Here is a 17,140-nt window from a genome sequence, read left to right on the forward strand (position 1 = left end):
CCCCGGGTGGGTCCCCTCCCGGGGGGGCGGGTGGGGGCTTCTCCTGCCCCCCCCCCCCCCCCCCCCCGGCTCGGTCGGCGAGGGGGCCTCGACCGCCCCGACCGGCGCGTCGACCCGGGGCACCGCCGACAGCAGCGCACGGGTGTAGGGCTCGCGCGGTGTGCCCAGCACCTCGGCGACCGGGCCGTGCTCGACGGCCCGGCCGTCCTTCATCACCAGCACGCGGTCGACGCTCCCGGCGACCACGCCCAGGTCGTGGGTGACCAGGACCAGCCCGGCGCCCGTCTCGGCGCGCAGTTCGTGCAGCAGGTCGAGGACCTGGGCCTGGACGGTGACGTCCAGCGCGGTCGTCGGCTCGTCGGCGACCAGCAGCCGCGGCTCGCAGGCCAGGGCCATCGCGATCAGCACCCGCTGCCGCATGCCGCCGCTGAACTCGTGCGGGCGCGAGCGCGAGCGCCGCGCCGCGTCGGGGATGCCGACGCGGTCGAGCACCTCGACGGCGCGCTCCCGGGCGGCCCGGCGGGAGACGTCCCGGTGGACCCGCACGACCTCGGCGATCTGGTCGCCCACCGCGTGGTACGGGTCGAGCGCGGAGAGCGGGTCCTGGAACACCATGGCGGCCAGTCCGCCGCGCAGGCGCCGCAGGTCGGCGCCCTCGGCGGTGACGGCGTCGACGCCGGCCACCCGGACGGAGCCGCCGATCCGGGCGCCGGTGCCGCGGTGCAGCCCGAGCAGCCCGTAGGCGACGGTGCTCTTGCCCGAGCCGGACTCGCCGACGATGCCGAGCGCCTGCCCGGCCTCCAGGGTGAAGCCGACGCCGTCGACGGCGCGCAGGTGGCCGTCGCCGACGGGGAACTCGACGACCAGGTCCCGGACGTCGACCAGTGGTTCGCGGCTCATGTGAGGACCACCCTTCGGTCGGCCATCGCGTAGAGCAGGTCCGCGATGACGTTGGCGAGGACGACGCAGAACCCGGTGACGAGGGTCAGGCCGACGACGGTCGGCAGGTCGATCAGGCCGACCGAGGTGACCAGCAGCTTCCCGAGGCCCGGGAGGCCGAAGAGCGACTCGGTCAGCACGGCGGAGCCGAACATCGTCCCCAGGTCGATGGCGGTGAGCGCGATCACCGGGGTGAGCGCCCCGCGCAGCGCGTGCCCGGTGACCAGGCGCCGCTCGCTGACGCCGTACGCCCGGAAGGTGCGGATGTGGTCGTCGGCGAGGGTCTCCAGCAGGGAGGAGCGGGTCAGCCGGGCGTACTTGGCGCACTCGATGAGCGCGAGCGAGGTCCAGGGCAGCAGCAGGCCCCAGAACCACTGCTGGGGGTCCTCGGTGAGCGGGACGTAGCTCGGGAACGGCAGCCACTGGAGCTGGGCGCAGAGGACGATGAGCAGCACCAGGCCGATGACGAAGACCGGGACGGAGCTGCCGGCGAGCGTCAGCCCGGTCAGCAGGCGTTCGCCGAGCCGGCCCCGGCGCAGCGCGGAGACCAGGCCGGTGCCGACGCCGAGGACCAGCCAGAGCACCATCGAGCCGAGCGCGAGCGAGGCCGTCACCGGGAGCCGGGCGGCGATCATGTCGGTGACCTGCTCGCCGCTGCGGTAGGAGATGCCGAGGCAGGGCGCCGGGCAGTGCAGCAGGCCGGTTCCGGCGCTGAAGTCGCGGCCGGCGACGAGGCCTTGGAGGAAGTGGGCGTACTGCAGGTAGAGCGGTGCGTCGAGGCCGAGGCGTTCGCGCACCTGGGCGACCTGGGCGGGGCTGCACTTCTCGCCGCAGGCGAGCTGGGCGGGGTCGCCGGGGGCGATGTAGAAGACCGCGTAGACGAGCACGGAGAGGGCGAGCAGGACGCCGAGCATGCCGGCGGCCTTGCGGAGCAGGAAGCGGGTCATGCGGTGGCCTCCTTGGTCGCGGCCCGGTCGGTCGCGGCCGGGTCGGTGGCGGACCGGTCGGCGGCCTGTGCGGCGGCGTCCTGGTCCGGGGCGGCCCGATCGGCGCCGCGCGACGTGCCGACCCGCAGCCGGGAGGCCGCGCGGGGGTCGAGCTCGGTGCGGACGGCGTCGCCGAGCACGGTGAAGGAGAGCACCGTGACGAACAGCAGCGCGGACGGCAGCAGTACGTACATCGGGTCGGCGCGGAACCACGTGGTGGCGCCGGAGAGCATCTGCCCCCACGAGGAGGTCGGCGGCTTGACGCCCACGCCGAGGAAGGAGAGCCCGGCCTCGGCGATCACGTTGGAGGGCAGCAGCACCGCCGCGTAGGTGATGACCGGCGCGGCGAGCGAGGGCAGCAGCTCGCGGCGGGCGATCCGCCACCGGCTCGCGCCGGCCAACCGGGCCGCCGCCACGTAGTCGAGCTGCCGGAGGCTGAGCGTCTGCGCCCGGACCAGCCGCGAGGTGCCGGCCCAGCCGAGCAGCCCGATGACCAGGGTCAGCAGGAGCGGGCGGGGGAACCCGGAGGGCACCACGGCCATCAGGGAGATGGCGAAGACGAGCGAGGGCAGCGCCAGCATCACCTCGGTGGTGTTGCCGATCAGCTGGTCGAGCACCCGGCTGCCGAGGCCGGCGGCGAGGCCGAGCACGACGCCGAGCGCGACCTGGACGAAGGTGGCGCCGACCGCGACGAGCAGCGAGATCCGGGCGCCGTGGACGAGCCGGGCGAACACGTCCCGCCCGGTGCCGGGTTCGACGCCGAGCCAGTGGTCGGCGCCGACTCCGCCGAAGGAGCCGACGGGCACGCCGCCGGCCGCCGAGTCGAGCAGGTCGTTGTGGTAGCTGGTGGGGTCCTGGCCTTCGAGCGCGCTGAGCAGCGGTGCCGCCGCGGCGACCAGGGCGAGCAGGAGGATGACGAGGCCGGCGGCGACGGCGGAGCGCCGCGCGAGCAGCCTCCGCCACACCTGCCGTCCCCCGGCGGCCGGGGAGACCGCGAGGGCCTCCCCGGCGCTGGGCTTCTGTGGAGCCATGGTTGTCCGATCGATCCGTTCGGTCCGTCCGGCCCGGCCGCTACTTGACCGCGACCTGGGAGACGTCGAGCACGCCGGTCCAGTCGCTGATCACGATGTTGCGGACGTCCTTGCCGGACAGGCGCTTGTAGACGGGGTGGAACAGCGGGACGGTGAGTGCCTGCTCACCGATCCGCTTGTCCAGGGCACCCCAGCGCTTGGCGGCCTCGGCGTGGTCGGTGATCTTGTTGATCTGGTCGATCTCGTCGTTCACCGAAGGGTCGTTCAGCTGGGCGTTGTTGAAGTTGTAGCCGTCGGTGACGATCTGCCGACCGTCGAAGATGGGCGCGAGGAACGGACCGCCGGACGGCCAGTCGGCGCCCCAGCCGGAGAGGAAGAGGCCGGGCTCGGTGCTGACGGCGTGGACCGTCTTGGAGTACCGGTTGGAGTCCAGGGCCTCCAACTGGACGGTGATCCCGGCCGCCTTCAGGCCGTCCTGGACGGCGGTGGCCAGGTCGGGGCCGTAACCCTTGCCGACGGCGCTGGAGTGGGTGAGCGTGATGGTCAGGCCGTCCGGGTGGCCGGCCTCCTTCAGCAGTTCCCTGGCCTTCTCCGGGTTGCCGGTGGCGCCGGCCGGGAACGGGTCGTACGGGGTGTACCCGAAGGTCTCCTGGGCGGGCAGGTAGGTGGTGGCGGGCTCGGCGAGCGAGGAGCCGCCGGCGGCGTTGACGACCGAGGTGCGGTTGATCGCGTAGGCGACCGCCTGCCGGACCTTCGGGTCGTCGAAGGGCTTCACCTTGGGGTTGAACGCCAGGTAGTTGACGAAGCCGAAGCGGCCGGTGCCGACGCGCGCGGCGAGGGCCTTGTCGTCCTTCACCTGGGCGAGTTCGGACGGGCCGAGGTTGGTGTCGGTGGTGACGGCGGCGGAGTCCGCGCCGGTGCCGGCGGCGAGGCGCTGGTTGATCACCGCCGGGTCGAGGCCGGACTGCACGTCGACGGTGTCCGGGTAGGCCTTGCGCTGGTCGTCCGTCGCCGAGGACCAGTTGGGGTTGCGCTTGAGGACGAGGCGGGCGCCGTCGTTCTCGTTCTTCTCCACCAGGTAGGGGCCGGAGGAGACGGGGTGCTCCTGGTACTTGGTGCCGGTGTCCTTGGCCTTGGGGACGGGCGCGAACTGCGTCTGGGTCGCGAGGTAGGGGAAGTCGCCCTCGGGCTTGTTGAGGCGGAAGACGATGGTCTTCTCGTCCGGCGTCTCGATGGCGTCCAGGGTGCGGCCGTCCTTGTACGGGCCCTGGTAGTCGGCGGCGCCGACCAGCCAGTCCCTCAGGAATGGCGCCCCGCCGGAGAGTTCGGGGGCGAATGACCTTTCGATGCCGTACTTGATATCGGCGGTGGTGATCGGCGAGCCGTCCTCGTACTTCAGGCCGTCCTTGAGGCGGTACGTCCAGACGGTGGCGCCCTCCGAGGGGGTGCCGGTGTCGGTGGCGAGGTCCGGGACGACCTTGGTGCCGGCCGCGCCGTCGACCCGGTTGCGGGTGGTGAGGGTGCGGAAGACCAGGGAGGGGACGTTGCCGCCGCCGGAGGTGTAGAGCCGCGCGGGGTCGAACTGCTCCTGCGGGTTCTGGTTGAGGATCGTGAGCGTGCCGCCCTGCTGCGGCGCGGCGTCCTTGCCGGTGTCACCACCGCCGTCGGCCTTCGGCCCGCACGCCGCCAGTCCGACGACGAGGGCGACGGTGACGGTCGCCGCGGCGAGGCGGCGAGGGGTGAGGGTGGTTCGAGACATCGGAAAGGGAGCCTTTCGCTACCGATGGTGTACGGAGGAAGGCGGGCGACAGTGAGGCTGTGAGGGGAGAGAGCGGCACCGCGCCCGCAAAAAGGGGGCGACGCCCCGAGGCGGCGATCACCGCAACGCTTCGGGACAGGCGGATTCAGCGACAGAGATTGTCGGAAACGCAGTGCTCGGCCACGCCGATCAGCGCCAGCTCGATGGCGGCGCACTCGATCGGGTGACGGTCTGACATGCGGAGAAGCCTGTATGACGATAAGAGAAATGTCAAAATTCCCGATACTTCCCGGGCGCAGGGGGCGGATTTCCACGTCCGGGTGCGGGGAGATCCCGAGGGGGAGGAGAAACGGGGGAGACGGGTGGGGGAACCGCGGAGTGGGGTACGGCGCTTTGTGCCTACGGGCTGGGCGAGGCCCTGCGGGGGAGCCGGTGCGTCGCACCCGGGTCCGCCCGGGCCGGCGGGCCGCGCGTGACGGGCTGCCCGTCCGTCGTGATGACGGTCATTCAGAAGGCCTGCGGCGGCGTCCGGCAGGGGTTTGTCCGCTCCGCGCGGGCTGATGCATGATGGGGACGACCCGGAACGATCAGGGTCCGGACCTTGAACTGCGTGGTGGTGGCGGATGGCGGGCGGCGCTCCGTGGCGCGGGCTGCGCGGCCGGCGCAGCGAGTGCGGAGTGCTGGACGAGGTGATCGCCGGGGCCCGGGAGGGCCGGGGCCAGGTGCTCGTGCTGCGCGGCGAGCCGGGGGTCGGCAAGTCCGCCCTCACGGAGTGCCTGGTGGAGCGGGCGGGTGGGTTCCGCGTCCTGCGGGCGGTCGGCGTCGAGTCCGAGATGGAACTGGCGTTCGCCGGACTGCACCAGCTCTGCGTGCCCCTGATGGGGCGGCTCGACCGCATCCCCGGCCCCCAGCGCGACGCCCTGTCCGTCGCGTTCGGCCTGAGTGCGGGGAGCGCGCCGGACCGCTTCCTGGTCGGCCTGGCGGTGCTCAGCCTGCTGGCCGAGGCGGCCGAGGAGCAGCCGCTGGTCTGCGTCGTGGACGACGCCCAGTGGCTCGACCGGGTCTCCGCCCAGACGCTGGCCTTCGTCGCCCGGCGGCTGCTGGCGGAACGGGTGGCGCTGGTGTTCGCGGCGCGCACCCCGGCGCCCGTCGCGGACGGCGACCCCTTCGGGGGGCTGCGCGAGATCGCGGTCCGCGGCCTGCGCGACGACGACGCGCGGGCGCTGCTGGAATCGGTGCTGCCCGGGCGGCTGGACGAGCGGGTCCGGGACCGCATCGTCGCCGAGACCCGCGGCAACCCGCTGGCCCTGCTGGAGCTGACCCGGGGGCTGTCGGCGGCGGAGCTGGCCGGCGGGTTCGGGCGCCCGGACGTCCGCCCGCTGGCCGGCCGGATCGAGCAGGCCTACCTGCAGCGCATCGGCGCACTGCCCGCCGCCGCCCAGCGGTTGTTGCTGGCGGCGGCCGCGGAGCCGGTGGGGGACGCGCCGCTGCTGCGGCGGGTCGCCGAGCGGCTCGACCTCGGCGCGGACGCCGCGGGAGCGGCCGAGGCCGCGGGGCTGATCGAGTTCGGCACCCGGGTGCGGTTCCGCCACCCGCTGGTCCGCTCGGCGGCCTACCGCGCCGCCGACCCGAGCGTGCGCCGCGACGTGCACCGCGCGCTGGCCGAGGCCACCGACCCCGCCTTCGACTCGGACCGCCGGGCCTGGCACCGCGCCCACGCGGCGGTGGACCCGGACGAGGCCCTGGCGGGCGAGCTCGAACGGTCGGCCGGCCGGGCCCAGGCCCGCGGCGGGATCGCGGCGGCGGCGGCCTTCCTGCGGCGCGCGGCCGAACTGACGCCCGATCCGGACCTGCGGGGCACGCGCGCGGGTGCGGCCGCCCAGGCCGCGTTCGACGCCGGATCCCCCGACGCGGCGCTCGAACTCCTCGCCGCGGCCCAGCTCGGCCCGCTGGACGAGGCGCAGCACGCCCGGCTGGCCCGGCTCCGCGCGCAGGTCGCCTTCGCCCGCCGGCGCGGCGGAGAATCGCTGCCCCTGCTGCTCGACGCGGCCGGCCGGCTGGCGCGGGCCGGGGACGCGTCCGCGCGCGAGGCGTACCTGGACGCCCTCGGATCGGCGGTCTTCGCCGGCCGCCTGGGCCGGCGGACCGGGGTGCGGGAGGTCGCCGGAGCCGCCCGCACGGCACCGCCCGGGGCGCTGCCCGCACGGCCCACGGACCTCCTCCTCGACGGCCTGGCGGCCTGGTTCCTCGACGGCTTCGCCGAGGGCGGGCCGCTGCTGCGGTCCGCCCTGGGGGCGTTCCGGCAGGCCGCCGGACGCGAGAGCGGCGACGCCATGCGCTGGCTCTGGCTGACCTGGCTGGTCGCCGGGGAGCTGTGGGACGACGAGGCATGGCACCGGATGACCGAGCACGCGGTCCGCTCGGCCCGCGAGGCCGGCGCCCTCAACGTCCTCCCCCTGGCGCTCGGCTACCGGGCCGCGCTGTCCGTGCACGCCGGCGACTTCGACCTCGCGGCGGCGCTCATCGACGAGGCCGACACCATCGCGGAGGTGACCGGCCACTCGCCGATGGCGTACCCCGCGCTCCTGCTGACGGCCTGGCGCGGCGAGGACGCGCGGACCGCCGAGGTGATCCGCAGCGCCGCCCGGGACGCGACCTCCTGGGGCGAGGGGCGCGCGATCGGCCTGGAGCACTACCTCGTCGCCGTCCTCCACAACGGCCTCGGCCGCTACCAGGACGCCCTGGACCACGCGGAACGGGCCGTCGCGCACGAGGACCTGGCCGTCCACGGCTTCGCCCTCGCCGAACTCGTCGAGGCGGCAGCCCGCGCCGACGCCCCCGAGCGGGCCGCGGCGGCCCTGCACCAGTTGGAGGAACGCGCCGGGGCGGCCGGCACCGACTGGGCCCTCGGCATGCTGGCCCGCTCGCGCGCCCTGCTGGACGACGGCCCGGGTGCCGAGCGGCTCTACCGGGAGGCCCTGGCCCGCCTCGAACGCAGCCGCATCGCCGTCCACCTGGCCCGCACCCACCTGGTGTACGGCGAGTGGCTGCGCCGGGAGAACCGGCGCGGCGACGCGCGCGGGCACCTGCGCACCGCCCACGAGCTGCTGCGGGGGTTCGGCGCGAAGGCCTTCGCCGAGCGCGCCCGCCGCGAACTGCTGGCCACCGGCGAGACGCTCCGGCCCCGCCCCGCCGTCGCGGGCGGGGCGGGGCGCGAGGCCCTCACGCCCCAGGAGGGCCAGATCGCCCGCCTGGCCGCCGACGGCCTGACCAACTCGGAGATCGGCGCCGAACTCTTCATCAGCCCCCGCACGGTGGAATGGCACCTGGGCAAGGTGTTCACCAAGCTCGACGTCAAGTCCCGCAACCGGCTGCGCGCCGCCCTGGCCGGCGCCTGAAGGTCCGCCCTCCCGGACCCCTGGGACCCCCAGGGACCCCCGGGGTCACCCGGGGGTCGACCCGGGGTTCCCCGGGCGCCGGCCGGCGGGCCGGGGCGGCAGGGTGGGCCCGGCGGCGCCGACCGGCGCCGCGCGCGGGCGCGGCCGTCCTCGGGGACGGCACCGCGGCCCGCGCCGGGAACGACCGCGCGCCGGGCCCGGGGACCCGGGCCCGGCTCGCACCGAAGGGGAGGCCCGCCCATGACTCAGGAGATGCTGGGGCGCAGCCGCGAGTGCGGGGCACTGGAGGAACTGCTCGACGCCGTGCGCGGCGGCGCGAGCCGGGTGATGGTGCTCCGCGGTGAGGCGGGCGTGGGGAAGACCCGACTGCTGGAGCACGCCTCCGCCCGGGCGCGGGGGCTCCGGACCGCCCGGGTCACCGGCGTCCAGTCCGAGATGGAGCTCCCGTACGCCGGGCTCCACCAGCTGTGCGCCCCGTTCCTCGACCGGCTCGGCCGCCTGCCGGCCCCGCAGCGCGACGCGCTGGGCACCGCGTTCGGCCTGGCCGCGGGCACCCCGCCGGACCGCTTCCTGGTCGGCCTCGCCGTGCTCAGCCTGCTCGCCGACGCCTCCGGACAGGACCCGCTGCTCTGCCTCGTCGACGACGCCCAGTGGCTGGACGAGGTCTCCGCGCAGACGCTGGCCTTCGTCGCCCGGCGCCTGCTCGCCGAGCGGATCGGCCTGGTCCTCGCGGTGCGCGAGCCGTCCCTGGAAGCCCGGTTCACGGGGCTGCCGCAGCTCACGGTCGGACGGCTCGGCGACAGCGACGCCCGTGCCCTGCTGGACTCCGTGGTCCCGGGCCGGCTCGACGAGCGCGTCCGCGACCGCATCGTCGCCGAGACCCAGGGCAACCCCCTCGCCCTGCTCGAACTGCCCCGTGGCCTCGGCCCCGAGGAACTGGCCGGCGGATTCGGACGCCCCGACGCGCGGCCTCCGGCCGGGCAGGTCGAGCAGAGCTTCCTGCACCGGATCCGGGCCCTGCCGCCCGGCGCCCGGCACCTGTTGCTCCTCGCCGCGGCCGAACCGGTCGGGGACGTCGCCCTGCTGGCCGAGGCCGCCGCCCTGCTGGGCATCGACGACTCCGCGGCCCCGTCGGCCGAAGCCGCGGGCCTGGTGACGATCGGCACCCGGGTGCGGTTCCGGCACCCCGTGGTGCGCTCGGCGGCCTACCGGGCCGCCGCGCCCGAAGCCCGGCAGCAGGTCCACCGGGCCCTGGCCGAGGCGACCGACCCGGACACCGACCCCGACCGCCGCGCCTGGCACCTCGCCAACGCCACCGCGGGGCCCGACGAGGAGGTCGCCGCCGAACTGGAGCGCTCCGCCGGCCGGGCGCAGGCCCGCGGCGGGGTCGCGGCCGCCGCCGCGTTCCTGGAACGGGCGGCCGAGCTCACCCCCGACCCGGCCGCCCGCGCCGCCAGGGCCTTGGCGGCCGCCCAGGCCAAGTACCAGGCCGGCGGCTACGACACCGCGCGCGAACTGCTGGACGCCGCCGCCCTCGGCCCGCTGGACGAGCGCCGGCTCGCCCAGGCGGACCTGCTGCGCGGGCGGATCGTGTTCGCCTCCCAGAACGCCGGCAGCGCCCTGCCGGTGCTGGTGCGGGCCGCCGGCCGCCTGGAGGCGCTGGACACCGGACTCGCCCAGCAGACCTACCGCGACGCGCTGCACGCCGCCCTCATCATCGACCGGCCGCCGAGCGGCGCCGCGCTGGCCGACATCGCCCGGGCCGCGCTCGCCGCACCGCCGGGGCCGCCCCCGGAGCGCAACGACCTGCTGCTGCGCGGCCTGGCCGCGATGACCGTCGACGGCTACCGGGCGGGCGCGCCCACGGTGCTGCGCGCCCTGGGCGCCCTGTGCGCCGAGGAGGTCTCCGCGGAGGAGGGCCTCGGCTGGTTCCCGCTCGCCGCCCGGATGGCCTTCAACGTCTGGGACTTCGACAGCAACACGGTGCTCTCCTCGCGCCTGGTCGAGCTGGCCCGCGGGACGGGCGCGCTGTCGGTGCTGCCGTCGGCCCTGCTGCAACTCGTCTCCAACCGCGTCCTGGCCGGCGAACTCGACCACGCGGACGCGCTCATCGCCGAGGCGCGGACGATCGGCGAGGCCACCGGCAGCCGCTACCTCGCCCACTACGCCTCCCTGGTGACCGAACCGTGGAGGGGCCGCGAGGCCGAGGTGCTCAGGGCGACCGACGCCATGGCCCGCGACGCCGGCCCCCACCGGGGCGGGCCGGGCGACCTCCCCGGCGCCGGCGCGTGGGCGAAGGCCGTGCTGTACAACGGGCTCGGCCGCTACGAGGAGGCCTGCGCCGCCGCCGAACGCGGCGCGGAGAGCCTCCAGGAACTCGGCCTGGCGATCAGGTCGACGGTCGAGCTCGTCGAGGCCGCCGCCCGCAGCGGCCGGCCGGCCCGCGCCGCCGAGGCGGCCCACCGGGTCGCCGACCTGGCCCGGGCCAGCGGCACCGACTGGGCCCTCGGCACCGCCGCCATGGTGCGCGCCCAGGTGAACGCGGGAGCGGCCGCCGAGGCCCTCCACCGGGAGGCCGTCGAACGCCTGGGCCGTACCGGGGTCCGGATCACCCACGCCCGCGCCCACCTGCTCTACGGCGAGTGGCTGCGCCGGGAGAACCGCCGGGCCGACGCCCGCGAGCACCTGGGCACCGCCTACCGGGCGCTGAGCCGGATCGGGGTCGAGGGCTTCGCGGAGCGCGCGTGGCGCGAGCTGCGCGCCACCGGCGCGACGGCGCCCCGGCGGTCGGCCGACTCCCGGACCGCCCTCACCGCCCAGGAGACCCAGATCGCGCGCCTGGCCGGGGGCGGGATGACCAACCCCGAGATCGGGGCCCAGCTGTTCCTCAGCCCGCACACGGTGGAGTGGCACCTGCGCAAGGTGTACACGAAGCTCGGCGTCACCTCCCGCAAGCAGCTCGGCGGCGCCCTGCTCGCCGGCTCGGCGGCCACGGCCTGAGCCCGCCCCCGCGTCCCCGCCCCCGCGTCCCCGCCCCCCGCAGGCGGGGCACCCCGCCCCGGTACCCCCGGGGTGCCCGCCACGGGGTACCGGGGCGGCGGACCAGGCACCTTCCGGGGCGTCACGGCGGGGGCCGCGGAGGGAGCGTGTTCCCCGGGGGCATCGACGGATGCCGCAGGCGGAACGGAGCCGTGATGAGCGTGTTGACAGACCTGCCCGAGAAGCGTCCGGACACCCGGCCGCCCGCCGGGGAGGCCACCCTGGACGAGGCCGCGGCCGCCTTCGAGGGGCTGCGGCCCCGCCTCTTCGGCACCGCGTACCGGATCCTGGGCAGCGCGGTCGAGGCGGAGGACGTGGTCCAGGACGTGTGGCTGCGGTGGCAGCTGACCGACCGCTCGAAGGTGGTCAGCCCCGCGGCCTTCCTGTACCGCGCCACCGCCCGGCTGGCCCTCAACGTGGCCCAGTCCGCCCGCTCCCGCCGGCAGACCCCGCTCGGCCCCTGGCTGCCCGAGCCCGTCGACACCGGCAGCGACCCCGAGGCCGGCGTGCAGCGGGCGGAGGAGCTGGCGGCCGCGCTGCTCGTGGTCCTGGAGCGGCTGACGCCCACGGAGCGGGCGGTGTACATCCTGCGCGAGGCCTTCGAGTACGCCTACGCCGACATCGCCGCGATGCTGCGCCTCAGCGCCGTCAACGTCCGCCAGATCACCAGCCGGGCCCGCCGCCGGCTGGCCGCCGAGCAGCGGGGGGCCGTCGACCCGACGGAGCACCGGCGGCTGCTGGCGGCCTTCGTCGCCGCCGCCCGGGCCGGGGACACCGCCGGCCTGGAGTCGCTGCTGGCGGCGCGCTGAGCGCGGCCTCCGCAGCGGTTCCGGGCACCGCCGGAACCGCGTCACCCGGACCCGCGGCACAACGGGCGGAGCGGGGGCGGTCCGTTCGCCGCCCCCGCTCCGCCCGTTGCGCCCGTTGTGCCCCGGCTGCCGCCGGGCGGCCCCGGAGACCCGCTATCGCCGGATCACCCGCAGGTGGTCACGCACGTCCTGCCAGGTGGCGAACGTCCCCACACCGTTGACCGTCAGCGGCGGCGTGGACGACACCTCGTTGATGTCCACCGCGAACTTGGAGATCGGCCCCCAGGCGCCGCGCAGGGCCCGCAGCCGGGGGTTCGACACCTCGAAGAAGCCGCCGCCGCTGCGTCCGGCGACGACCGGGTCCCAGGTGTCGCGGAAGTCGGTGAACCGGGCGGCCTCCGAGAAGGCGCCGATCAGTTTGATCAGCGCCCGGGCGACGGCGGCCCGGCCCGCCGCGTCGCCCATCGACTGCTCGGCCTTGCCGACCGTCTCGGCCGAGCCGATGAACCCGTTCAGCCACTCGATCGACGGCTCCTCCCCGGCGGTGGAGATCAGCGAGCCGTAGCTGCCGCCGAAGGGCAGCGTGTTCACCTGGCCGCCGCGGCCCATCTCGGTGCGCACGTTCTCCGAGGCGTCGTTGAAGGCGTACAGCTTGCCGCTCTTGGTGCGGAAGCCGCCGACGTAGAGGTTGGCCGGGTTGAGGTAGAGGCTGGACAGCTCGTTGCCGTCGCGGTCCTGGATCCGCAGGGCGATCAGGCCGGGCGGCGTCACCTGGGTGATGTAGACGTCGTCGTCGTGGAACGGCCGCCCCGCCGCCTGGCGGAGGCGGATGAGCGCCGTGTGGTACCCGGCGACGTTGCCCCCGGTGTAGTTGTAGTCGAGCTTCACCTCCACGACCTTGGTGGTGCCGTCGGGCGTGTCCGCCCGGGCCGGGGACGCGGCCCCGAGGCCCGGGACGGCGACCGCGGCGGCCACGGCGAAGGCCAGCAGGGCGCGGACCCCGCGGCGCTGGAGAACTGCTGTCGTCATGTGGGTACTCCTGATGGGTGGTGCCGGCCCGAGGGGCCGGCGTCGGACGGGGGCGTTCCCGCTCCCGAGGAGGAAGACCGGGAACGCCCCCTTTCTGTGACAAACCGTCAGCGACCGGTCGGGCGGGCCGCCGCGGAGCCCGCCGGCGGGAAGGCGCCGCCTCCGGAGTCCGCGCCGGCGCCCCGGCCGCCGGGCCGTGCCCTCACCGGGTGACCGCCTTCCAGGTCCACAGGTCCGCGGAGGTGAGGTACTCGGTCACGGCGAGACCCCGGGGGTTCGCCCGGGAGGTGAGGTAGAGGCGCTGTCCGGTGGCCGTGCGCTGGGTCAGCCGCATCCCCGCGGTGGCGTGCCGGTCCGGTGTGTCGGTGCACCACAGGTAGCTGGGGTGGTCGGGGCGGAACGGGTCGAGCATCAGGGGTGCGTCGCTCTGGGGGAACGGGGAGGAGGAGGTGTTGACGTACCGGCCTTCGTGGACGAGGTAGTAGCAGTAGTCGTCGCCGACCCGGCCCACGGGGACTGTCGTGAACTGCCTGCGGGTGCTGTTGCCTCCGGCCACCAGGTCCAGCGGGAGGCCGGTGCCGGCCGGCACCTCGATGGCGAGGTCCTGCGGGTCGTCGTCCTCCCGCAGCAGCTCGTCCGCGTCCAGCGCCTCCTGTTCGGGGTCCTGGAAGAACCACCGCTGGGAGGCGTCCTCCGAGTCGAAGTCGCGGAGCACCACCTGCTCCCCCTCGGGCCCGTCGGCGACGGCGAGGACCTGGGCGGTCTCCGCGTTCAGCACGACCCAGGTGCCGTCCTCCATGCCGATGACGCTCCAGATCTGGGTGAGCCCCTCGCCGCCCTCCGGCAGCAGCACCGCCGGTGTGTTCAGGAGGCCGAACTCCTGGCTCAGGTAGGTACGGGTCATCCGGTGCAGGATGCGGAACTGGTCCGGGTGGTCGGCGGCCTGCTCCAGGACCAGGGTCTCCATGTCGCGGTTGCCCCGGTCGACCGGGCGGGTGCCGAGCCTCCTGCCGCCGCTGCCCGTGCCGCTGCCGGGCTTGCTGGACGGGTAGGGCGCGTAGGTGCTCCTGGCGGAGCGGGCGGTGCGGTCCCCCTTGGGCTTCTTCTTCTTGGGCGCCGGTGTCGGGGCCGGCGGCGGATCGCCGGGGGCGGGGGAGAGCGTGAAGGCGACGGGGTAGTGGTCCGAGGTCGTCACGGAGTCGACCCGCTCGGCGCCCGTGAAGTACATCTGCGGCCCGGTGTCGTAGCGGGCCGCGATCGCCCCGTAGTCGTAGTTCGCCGGGGGCTGGTTGCCGCGGACCGGGAAGGTGTGGTCGAGCACCCCCCGGATGTCGAACAGCCTGATCATCTGGCGGCGGAACGCGCCCAGGTCGGTGTTGAAGTCGCCGAAGACGGCCGTGGGCAGCCCCTGCGGCAGGGCCACACGGGTCCTGACGGCGTTGAGCAGGCCGGCGGCGTTCGCGCCGCCGCCGGTGTCCATGTGCACCGTGAAGTAGAGCGCTCCGCCGATCCGCACGCCGAGCGCCGGCCGGGACGCACCGCTCCCGGAGGGGACGACGAAGATCCGCCCGGCGCCGGTGCGGTCGTCGGGGTCGAGGGCCCGCTCCCGGGTCCAGATGGCCAGGTTCATCTGGCCGACACCCGTGGTCTCGGTGTCCGTCTGCAGCCAGTACAGGTAGCCGTCCACGCCGTTCAGGGTGCGCCGGTACTCGCGGACGGGGGGCGTGTCGATGACCTCGCCCGCGGAGTTCCTGCGCTGGTAGGCGGTCTGCGGGATCTCGATGCGCTCGGCGTTGATCCCCAGCGGGAAGGGCGGGGCGCCGGCCTCCTGGAGGAGGACGACGTCCGGCTCGTGGGTGGCGGCCATGTCCTCCAGGCTCGTCCGCCACTTGTCGGAGTTGTTGTTCGAGCCCGTGATGTACCGGCCGCGCATGTTCCAGGTGATCACCTTGCGGTCGCCGTCGGCGCGGGGGTCGAGCTCGCCGCCGGTGTACCGCAGGAAGAGGGAGTGCCGTTTGCCGACGTCGAGCGGAACCACGCCCGCCCCCGTGAAGTCCAGGGTCTCCCGGCCGGTCCAGTCGGGGATGGCCTGCCCGCCCTGGCCCAGCGGCTGGAAGCGGTCCGGGTCCTCGCTGTCCGAGCCGAACTGGAAGGCGGTGCCGGTCCGGGTGCCGTAGGGCCCGTACGGCTCGAACGGGCCGCCCGGGGTGGTCTGTTTGAGCATCGTGTTGTTGTAGAAGACGTTCTGCGGGCCCGAGGAGCCGGACCACTTCCCCGCCTTGGGGCCGGCCGCCCACCAGATCGGGTACCACGTCCCCTCGTCCATCTCACCGCCCTCGCCGCCGCAGTTGGCCTGGCAGCTGCCCGAGCGGTGCTCGTACGGGACCCGCAGGGTGTTCTGCTCGAAGAGGTTGTTGTGCTCCCACCCGCCGTGCAGGTTGAGGTCGGAGTCGAGGTCGTTGCGGAAGGCGACGTTGCCGCCGGCCGACCACTGGAAGGTGAAGTGGCGCAGGTTGCGGCTGACGTTGTGGGCCCACAGGGAGTCCCAGACGCGGCTGCCGCGCAGGTAGCCGTTGCCGCCCTTGCCCTTGTTCCAGGCGCCGTCGAAGCTGTTGCGCTCGATCTGGAGGTTGCGGGCGTTCTCCGTGACGATCGGGTGCGAGCCGGTCATCTCGGCCTTCAGCCCGCGCGCCCAGCTGTTGGCGGCCCACTTGAAGACGATGCCGTGCATCGCGTACTCGGGCGCCAGGTTGCCGTAGTTGTGCACGGCCTGCTCGGGCGTCAGGTGGTAGGTCTCCTGGCCGCCGATCTTCGGCAGGCCGTCCATCTCCTGGGTGAAGGCGAAGTCCTCGAAGCCGACGCCCTCGACGGTCCTCAGCGGGGTGATCTTGCTGGCGTACGGGGTGCCGCTGCCGTTGATCGGCGGCGAGCCGTCCGACTCGGAGTTGACCGGCAGGTCCCACTCCAGCGAACGGTCCAGGGTGACCGTCCTGGCGGTGGCGTCGATGCGCGCGACCTTGAACATCTGCTGGCGCATGTGCAGCGCCTCGATCATGCTCGGATCGGTGATGCCCTGCTGCGCGTAGAAGTTCCTGCTGTTGGCCGCGCCGACCCAGACGTAGCCGCCGGTCCGGAACTTCTTCATGTCGACCTTGGCGTCCAGCCGGACGACGGAGGTCCCCTTCCGGGCGGAGTAGCCCGGGTCGCCGTCCTGGGCGGCGAGCTTCAGGCCGGAGACCCAGTGCTGGTTGACGCTGCCCTCGAAGATGTCCTTGCGCAGGGGGACGGTCGTGGCGGCCGCCCAGTCGTCCTGGTAGCGGGCGGCGACCTCCCGGGTCTGGACCCGGAACATGCCGCGCCCCGGCCACATCCAGCCGCCGGTGCCGACGTCGCTGCCGGTCCCGGCGACCATGGAGTCCTGGTCCCAGCGGCCGTTGACCACCGTGTCGTACCGGGTGCTGAGGTCGGGGCGGAAGACCAGCCGGGTGCCGCCCGGGCCCGATCCCTTCCCCCGGAGGGTGAGGAAGCTGGCGTCGACGTAGACCTGCCGGGACAGGTCGATCCGGCCGGCGGGCAGTTCGATGAGGGAGAGGCGGTTGAAGTCGCCCTTGGGCGAGCACTGGGCCTTGATGTCGTCGATCGCCCGCTGCAGGCCGGCGGTGTCGTCGGCCCCGTCGTCCGGGCGCACCCCGTAGCTGTCGGCGAGCCGCTGCGGGGAGACGCGGCAGGCGGCCTCCTCGGTGAGGGCGGACTCGCCGCGCGGCAGGTCCTGTCCGCCCCGGTAGCCGACGCGCGACCAGTCCGGCATGCCGATCGGCGGGGAGACGCGGTTGGCGTAGCTGAGGTCCGGCTCCTCCGCGGAGGCGGAGGCGGCGCCGGAGGCCGCTGTCGGGGCGGAGAGCGCCGGTGGGGCGGGCACCGGGGCCGCGGTGGCCAGTTCCGGTGCTGCGCAGGGGATCAGCAGGGCGGCCAGGAGGGCCGCTGCTGGTCGGCGGAGGTTCACGTGGCCTCGCTTCCTGTGTCGTCGTGACGTCGGAGCGGCCGTCCGTCCGGCCGGACGCACCCGTGCCGGAGGTGGCGGCGTTCGCTCCCGAACGGGAAGACCGAGTGCGCCCACCGTCTGTGACACCTCGTCGGACTCGGTCGCGAG

The 17,140-nt window shown here is 74.9% G+C and carries 8 protein-coding genes and 2 pseudogenes; 3 read left to right on the top strand and 7 right to left on the bottom strand.

Annotated features, from left to right (window positions below):
* The 5 genes and pseudogenes from ACFC0B_RS00665 to ACFC0B_RS00685 form a co-directional block, all read right to left on the bottom strand.
* Window positions 1–900: pseudogene (locus tag ACFC0B_RS00665) on the bottom strand (ABC transporter ATP-binding protein); the annotation flags it as partial.
* Window positions 897–1,886: an ABC transporter permease gene (locus tag ACFC0B_RS00670; RefSeq protein WP_376080181.1), complete on the bottom strand. Its 990-nt coding sequence runs from the start codon at window positions 1,884–1,886 to the stop codon at window positions 897–899. The pseudogene ACFC0B_RS00665 and the gene ACFC0B_RS00670, both read right to left, overlap by 4 nt.
* A complete protein-coding gene (locus ACFC0B_RS00675; protein WP_376080184.1) occupies window positions 1,883–2,956 on the bottom strand; it encodes an ABC transporter permease in 1,074 nt (357 codons plus the stop codon). The genes ACFC0B_RS00670 and ACFC0B_RS00675 overlap by 4 nt, the downstream gene beginning before the upstream one ends.
* Window positions 2,957–2,996: 40 nt before the next feature.
* Window positions 2,997–4,715, bottom strand: coding sequence for an ABC transporter substrate-binding protein (locus ACFC0B_RS00680; RefSeq protein ID WP_376080186.1), 1,719 nt, complete (start codon window positions 4,713–4,715; stop codon window positions 2,997–2,999).
* 145 nt (window positions 4,716–4,860) lie between these two features.
* Complete coding sequence (locus tag ACFC0B_RS00685; RefSeq protein ID WP_376080189.1) at window positions 4,861–4,953, bottom strand: Ms4533A family Cys-rich leader peptide; 93 nt, start codon at window positions 4,951–4,953, stop codon at window positions 4,861–4,863.
* A 385-nt stretch (window positions 4,954–5,338) separates the two neighbouring features.
* Between ACFC0B_RS00685 and ACFC0B_RS00690 the strand changes: the two genes are divergently transcribed.
* The 3 genes and pseudogenes from ACFC0B_RS00690 to ACFC0B_RS00700 all read left to right on the top strand — a co-directional run.
* Window positions 5,339–8,113: an AAA family ATPase gene (locus tag ACFC0B_RS00690; protein WP_376080192.1), complete on the top strand. Its 2,775-nt coding sequence runs from the start codon at window positions 5,339–5,341 to the stop codon at window positions 8,111–8,113.
* Window positions 8,114–8,353: 240 nt separating this feature from the next.
* Window positions 8,354–11,113 carry an AAA family ATPase gene (locus ACFC0B_RS00695; RefSeq protein ID WP_376080194.1) on the top strand — a complete coding sequence of 920 codons (2,760 nt, stop codon included), beginning with the start codon at window positions 8,354–8,356 and terminating at the stop codon, window positions 11,111–11,113.
* A gap of 194 nt (window positions 11,114–11,307) precedes the next feature.
* Window positions 11,308–11,949: pseudogene (locus ACFC0B_RS00700) on the top strand (sigma-70 family RNA polymerase sigma factor); the annotation flags it as partial.
* 165 nt (window positions 11,950–12,114) lie between these two features.
* Here ACFC0B_RS00700 and ACFC0B_RS00705 read toward each other — a convergent pair.
* Together ACFC0B_RS00705 and ACFC0B_RS00710 are read right to left on the bottom strand one after the other, a co-directional pair.
* Complete coding sequence (locus ACFC0B_RS00705; RefSeq protein WP_376080197.1) at window positions 12,115–12,990, bottom strand: ribosome-inactivating family protein; 876 nt, start codon at window positions 12,988–12,990, stop codon at window positions 12,115–12,117.
* Between the two features lie 202 nt (window positions 12,991–13,192).
* Window positions 13,193–16,993, bottom strand: coding sequence for an endonuclease/exonuclease/phosphatase family protein (locus ACFC0B_RS00710; RefSeq protein ID WP_376080199.1), 3,801 nt, complete (start codon window positions 16,991–16,993; stop codon window positions 13,193–13,195).
* Between the last annotated feature and the right edge of the window lie 147 nt (window positions 16,994–17,140).

The sequence above is a fragment of the Kitasatospora sp. NPDC056184 genome, from assembly GCF_042268405.1.
GTDB lineage: Bacteria > Actinomycetota > Actinomycetes > Streptomycetales > Streptomycetaceae > Kitasatospora.

Excerpts from the sequence above, each read along its gene's own strand:
- ACFC0B_RS00670 (WP_376080181.1), bottom strand. The coding sequence starts at position 1,886 with ATGACCCGCTTCCTGCTCCGCAAGGCCGCCGGCATGCTCGGCGTCCTG.
- ACFC0B_RS00685 (WP_376080189.1), bottom strand. The coding sequence starts at position 4,953 with ATGTCAGACCGTCACCCGATCGAGTGCGCCGCCATCGAGCTGGCGCTG.
- ACFC0B_RS00705 (WP_376080197.1), bottom strand. The coding sequence starts at position 12,990 with ATGACGACAGCAGTTCTCCAGCGCCGCGGGGTCCGCGCCCTGCTGGCC.
- ACFC0B_RS00690 (WP_376080192.1), top strand. The coding sequence starts at position 5,339 with ATGGCGGGCGGCGCTCCGTGGCGCGGGCTGCGCGGCCGGCGCAGCGAG.
- ACFC0B_RS00680 (WP_376080186.1), bottom strand. The coding sequence starts at position 4,715 with ATGTCTCGAACCACCCTCACCCCTCGCCGCCTCGCCGCGGCGACCGTC.
- ACFC0B_RS00695 (WP_376080194.1), top strand. The coding sequence starts at position 8,354 with ATGACTCAGGAGATGCTGGGGCGCAGCCGCGAGTGCGGGGCACTGGAG.
- ACFC0B_RS00675 (WP_376080184.1), bottom strand. The coding sequence starts at position 2,956 with ATGGCTCCACAGAAGCCCAGCGCCGGGGAGGCCCTCGCGGTCTCCCCG.